Raw genomic sequence first — 5,053 nt, forward strand, 5'->3', positions numbered from 1 at the left:
CTCCACCACCAGCCGCTCGCCCTGAAGGACGATTTTTTCACCGTCGCCCGCATGCCTGGCATACGCCACAAAAGCAGCCCCCACCGCTATCAGCTCGATCCAGGCAAAAGGCATCACCATGGTGGCGCCCTTCAGCCAGAAAAATCCGGCAATACCCAGTGAAACACCGCACAAAGACACATACAGCCAGCCCAATTGGGCCGGTGTGAGTGAACAGTGACGCTTGAGAAGCCACAGCACAGCATCGTGGCTGTGGGCGCCCTGTGCGGGCAAGGTGGCAAAACGAAACGCTGGTGTTGGCTGCAGCATGTGGCAACCCTCAAAAAAACTGCGGTTAACGCTGGGCATTGACCGCATGAGGCTTGGGAACATACCCAAAAATTCAGCTTTGAATTGTAGCCGGGTTTACCTTGCCGCCCCTTCTGAAAACCCATCCACACCGGGGATTGGGCGCGGCTGCGCAACACCTGCCGGGCACCTAGCCGCCGGAGCGCTGGCCCTGCAGCATGCTGCGCATATCGGCGACCGACACCGCGCTGAGCGGACTGACCTTGATCCGCGGCGGCGCCTTGAGCGCGTGGCCATAAATGATTTCAAAGGTGAGGGACAACCGCCCGTCTTCGCCCCTGACGAGATGGCGGGACAGCGCGCTTTCAAGCTGCGCCTTCCAGGCCCGGCTCCGCAGGGCAGGAAACCGCGCCGGGTGAAAATTGCGGCCCAGCTCCCTGATGTCTTCCAGCAGCCTCGCGGGGGTCGCATAGGTGAGCGTGATGCGCTCCATGTCCATCACCGGCTCCGCAAACCCCGTCTGCACCAGCATGTCGCCCCAGTCATGCATGTCGGTCAGTTCATGCCCGGCCGGCGGCCAGCCCAGCTGCGCATATACCTCGCGCAACTCCTTCGCGGTATCCGGGCCCAGGCAGGAAAACATCAGAAAACCGTCCACCTTCAGCGCCTGGTGCCAGCGCGCCAGCAGGGCCTGCGGATCGGCCGATTCGTGCAGCGCCATGTTGGCCCAGAGCATGTCGGCAGTTCCTGCCGGTGGCGCCTCAAAGCGTATGGGGGCCGCCAGCCAACGGCGCGGATTCCACCACGGTTTTGCTATATTTTTGATAGCTTCTTGCGCACGTCCAGAGCTGCTTTCAACCACAAAACACCTTGATTTTGGGTATGCCCCGGCCAGTTTTTCCTGCGCCTGGATCCCTCCACGCAATGCTCCCCAGTGCACCCACGCACGCGGCTGCAGCTTGATCCATTGCAACCGGTCCATCATGCGCCGCGCCACTTCTTCATGAAGCCACGGCGAGGCCAGTGGAGCGGTGCGGTCCCAGCGGCTGACGGCGATCGGGTCGAGCGTGGGTGGGCGCTGTGTAGGGGTCATGAAAGGGAGCAAAAAGGGCAAAGGAAGCGCGGGGCCCGCCGAGGCAAGCGGGGAAGGTACGCGAGTATATTGACACGGTGTTCACACGCCTGCTTGCTCCCGCCACATTCCTGTCCCGGCCGACCGGCCGCTTTGGCGCCTTCCCCGGCTTGGCCAGCCAGTGCGCTGTGTGCCGCAGCTGGCCGGCGCGCCAGGTGTGCGGCGCCTGCGTGGCCCGGTTTGCCTTGGCCGGCCCGCGCTGCCCACGCTGCGCTCTCGCCTTGCCCGGTGACCTTTCCATGGGCCTTCGGGTTGGGCCGCAGCCCTGCGGCGCCTGTGTCAGCCACCCGCCACCGCTGGACGGCGCCTTTGCCGCGGTGCACTATGCCTACCCTTGGTCAGCCCTGATTGCGGGCTACAAATTCGGCGAGCAGCACGGCTGGGCCGCTTTTTTTGCCAAGCTGCTGGCCCGGTCGCCGGGCGTAGCCGGGCTCATGGCAGAACTGACCCCCGGCGACTGGATCGTTCCGGTGCCGCTGTCGGCGGAGCGCCTGCAGGTGCGCGGTTTCAACCAGGCCTGGGAGTTGTGTGTGGCACTGGCCCGGCAAACACGCACAGAGGGCCAAACCGATGCCAGCCTGCTGCTGCGGGTGAAGCACACGCGCCCGCAAAGCCAGCTCAAACGCAAGGACCGGCTGGCCAACGTCAAAGGGGCTTTCCAGGTGGATCCGCTGCGCACGGGGGAACTGCAGGGACGGCGCGTGGTGCTGGTTGACGACGTGATGACCAGCGGCGCCTCGCTGTATACGGCCGCACAGTCCTTGCGGGATGCGGGCGCCGCACATGTTGGCGCCGTTGTCCTTGCGCGGACCGAATAAAAGCCCCCACGCTTTTCACTTCGTGTAATACGCTGCCCCCCGAGGGGGCGCTGCACCTGCGGTCTGGCAAAGCCAGTCCCGCGGCCCCTGCTGGCAAAACCCCCCGATCAAACTCTCGATCACTGGAAGATAACTACGAGCGGGGGCAACATGGCGGGAACAGCCCCTTACCAACGCACCTGTGCCCGCCGCACGACAATCCACCCGCGGCCTGGCGCCAGAGTTACGCGAATCCTTTGCGCCACCGCAGCGCCTCAAAGTGCCCATGCTACCGGGCCAGCGCAGCCTGAACCTCTCCAATACCGTGGCCGTTACCGTGTTTGAGGCCTGGCGGCAAAACGGGTTTTCAGGGTCGCCCGGCATGCGCGGATGAGACATAAGTCCGCTTTTGCCAACCTTTGAACTGGCGCCCCCTTGCCAGGATCTAGGTAAAAACCCTAAACTTCAATCCTTCAAGCCTAAAGTTCTCGCTGCAGGCCCGAACGTGCGGATTGCCACTACCCGGCCCTTCCTGCGTTATCCCTTCCCACCGCCCAGTCCACAAGACTGGAAGGAAAAACACAGTGAATATGGTCATCCAGCGTATTTTCGGCAACAGCACGTCCCGTCTTTCCAGCACCGCCAAAACAGCCAACCGGCTCTCGGTCGAGCAGATCCAGGAAAGCCTGCGCACCCTTTTGCAGGATTGCGAAGATCCGCGCACCTCACGGGTGATCTACAAGATCAGCCTGGCCAAAACCCCTTCCGACCTGTGGCTGCTGCGCAGCGACCTGCACCAATGCATCGCACATGCGCATTCCCAGACGGAAGCGGCCGAACGCATCAACGGCCTGATCRGTGTTTTTGAGGGCTGGCTGCCGGCCAGTCAGCTGACGCGCATCTAGCGCCAGCGGCACATTCAGGGGTATCGCCGCACCAGCGATTCCGCCACGCATACCGGCTTGGGCGAACCTTCGCGCTCCACAGTCACTTCCCAGGTCATTTGCATGCCGGCGTTGTCAATCGCCTCGGCCGCCAGCAGTTTCATGCGTGCCCGCAGACGGCTGCCGACGGGCACCGGCGCGGTAAATCGCACCTTGTTGAGCCCGTAATTCACGCCCATGCGCGAGCCGGCAATCTCAAACGACGACTCGAAAAACCGCGGCAGCAGTGACAAGGTCAGGAACCCATGGGCAATCGGCCCGCCGAACGGGCCGGCCGCCGCCTTTTCAGGGTCCACATGAATCCACTGGTGGTCGCCCGTCGCTTCGGCAAACAGGTTGACCTGTTGCTGCGTGATGGTGATCCAGTCGCTGACGGCGACTTCCTGGCCGGTGCAGGCGGCCAGGTCGGCCAGGGTTTCAAAGGTTTTCATGCCGCCACTGTAGCGACACATAGGGGCACGGCATGTCGGCTCAGCGACAAACCGGCGCGATGCTCAGAGGTTCAACGGTCAAGCCACCGGCAGATGCCCTGCCACTGTTCCATGTCTTTTTCAACACGGCTGGGTGCCACGTCAAACACCGTCAGCCCCCGAGCGGCCAGGTGAATGTAGTTCTGCGTGTCGCGCAGGTAACCCAGCACCGGCAAACCCAGCCCTTCGACGAAGCTGCGCAGCTTGTCGGCGGCAATCGTGCGTGAATCCACGCGCATGCCGACAATGCCCACCTGCATCTTGCCGGCGTGCTTGTGTTCCGCCAGTTGGTCCAGGAAGGTGCGCGTGGCAAAGATGTCGAAGACGCTGGGCTGCAGCGGCACGATGACCTTGTCGGCCAGCTTCAAGACATCGTTAAAGCGCGAGCCATGCAACCCGCCGGGCGTGTCGAGCACCACATGCGTCGTGCCCTTGGGGGGTTTGACGATCAGGTCTGCATTCACATCCCAGGTGGCAATCGGCCGGGCGGCGGGCGGCCGCAGCCCCAGCCACAACCGTGAAGACTGCTGCCGGTCGGCGTCTCCCAGCATGACCGCATGGCCCTGGCTGGCAAAGTATCCGGCAACGTTGGTGGCCAGCGTCGTTTTGCCGACGCCCCCCTTCGGATTGGCGATCACAACCACGGGCATGCGAATCTCCTCGGTTTGGAACTTGTCGTTCCTGGGAACTCTTGGTCTTGCTTTTCCGCTATGGTAACGRCATGGACACAGTTCTCACAACCACTGATAAATCGGCGGGCAACACGGCAAATCCTGATATTTATGTCATTGCAGCCCATCCCGCCTGGCGCGAATCACGGGTCAACCGCCCGCTGATGGAGGCCGCGAAGGCCCTGCCCCGTGTCCGGGTGCAAGACCTGTACTCGAGCTATCCCGACTACGCCATCGACGTGCCCAAAGAGCAGGCCGCCCTGGAAAGCGCGCAACTGGTGGTGCTGCTCCACCCCATGCATTGGTACTCGATGCCCGCGCTGCAAAAGCTCTGGCTGGACGACGTGCTCACCTACGGCTGGGCCTACGGCGAAGGTGAGGAGGAAGGCGCAAAAGGCCGGGCACTGCAGGGTAAAGACCTGTGGCTGGTTGCCACCACAGGCGGCCCCGAAACGTCCTATCACCCACAAGGCTACAACCGCTACTTTTTTGATGCCTTCCTGCCGCCGTACGAGCAAAGCGCCGTGCTGTGCGGCATGCGTTTTTTGCCGCCTCTGGTGTTGCACGGCGCCCACAGCGTTGACAGGCAAACCGTTACCGATCACATCGCAACCTTCCGCCAGCGCCTGCAAAGCTACCCCGACTGGCCTGAACTGGAAGACCTGGAGCAATGTGCCGCCTGCGTGGTTCCGATGAAGGATCGGCCTGCGCCAGAAGCTGCGGCCGACTTGCCGAACGGACACGCTGCGCG

7 protein-coding genes and 1 pseudogene are annotated in these 5,053 nt (G+C 63.0%); 4 read left to right on the forward strand and 4 right to left on the reverse strand.

Translation table 11 applies throughout. The features are described 5' to 3' along the window. Together AC1DWI_RS18435 and AC1DWI_RS18440 are read right to left on the reverse strand one after the other, a co-directional pair. A partial coding sequence (locus AC1DWI_RS18435) for a DUF2244 domain-containing protein (protein ID WP_477725401.1) occupies window positions 1–309 on the reverse strand: 309 nt, incomplete at its 3' end. A 169-nt stretch (window positions 310–478) separates the two neighbouring features. Beyond that, a complete protein-coding gene (locus AC1DWI_RS18440) occupies window positions 479–1,381 on the reverse strand; it encodes a biotin synthase (protein ID WP_477668304.1) in 903 nt (300 codons plus the stop codon). A gap of 77 nt (window positions 1,382–1,458) precedes the next feature. On the opposite strand from AC1DWI_RS18440, the gene AC1DWI_RS18445 reads away from it, so the two are divergent. The 3 genes and pseudogenes from AC1DWI_RS18445 (at window position 1,459) to AC1DWI_RS18455 (ending at window position 3,122) form a co-directional block, all read left to right on the forward strand. Then, window positions 1,459–2,238, forward strand: coding sequence for a ComF family protein (locus AC1DWI_RS18445; protein ID WP_477668305.1), 780 nt, complete (start codon window positions 1,459–1,461; stop codon window positions 2,236–2,238). Window positions 2,239–2,440: 202 nt separating this feature from the next. Then, window positions 2,441–2,611 (forward strand): annotated as a pseudogene (locus AC1DWI_RS18450) (tRNA (cytidine(34)-2'-O)-methyltransferase); the annotation flags it as partial. A 190-nt stretch (window positions 2,612–2,801) separates the two neighbouring features. After that, window positions 2,802–3,122 carry a hypothetical protein gene (locus AC1DWI_RS18455; RefSeq protein ID WP_477725402.1) on the forward strand — a complete coding sequence of 107 codons (321 nt, stop codon included), beginning with the start codon at window positions 2,802–2,804 and terminating at the stop codon, window positions 3,120–3,122. 14 nt (window positions 3,123–3,136) lie between these two features. Here the strand turns inward: AC1DWI_RS18455 and AC1DWI_RS18460 are convergent, their stop codons facing one another. Both AC1DWI_RS18460 and AC1DWI_RS18465 read right to left on the reverse strand, forming a co-directional pair. Continuing rightward, a complete protein-coding gene (locus AC1DWI_RS18460; protein WP_477668308.1) occupies window positions 3,137–3,592 on the reverse strand; it encodes a MaoC family dehydratase in 456 nt (151 codons plus the stop codon). A gap of 71 nt (window positions 3,593–3,663) precedes the next feature. Then, window positions 3,664–4,281 carry a nucleotide-binding protein gene (locus AC1DWI_RS18465; protein WP_457282227.1) on the reverse strand — a complete coding sequence of 206 codons (618 nt, stop codon included), beginning with the start codon at window positions 4,279–4,281 and terminating at the stop codon, window positions 3,664–3,666. Window positions 4,282–4,352: 71 nt separating this feature from the next. Here AC1DWI_RS18465 and kefF point away from each other — a divergent pair. Then, the coding region (kefF, locus tag AC1DWI_RS18470) for a glutathione-regulated potassium-efflux system oxidoreductase KefF (protein ID WP_477725403.1) at window positions 4,353–5,053 on the forward strand (701 nt) is incomplete at its 3' end.

The organism is Polaromonas sp. P3_C2 (assembly GCF_056402675.1).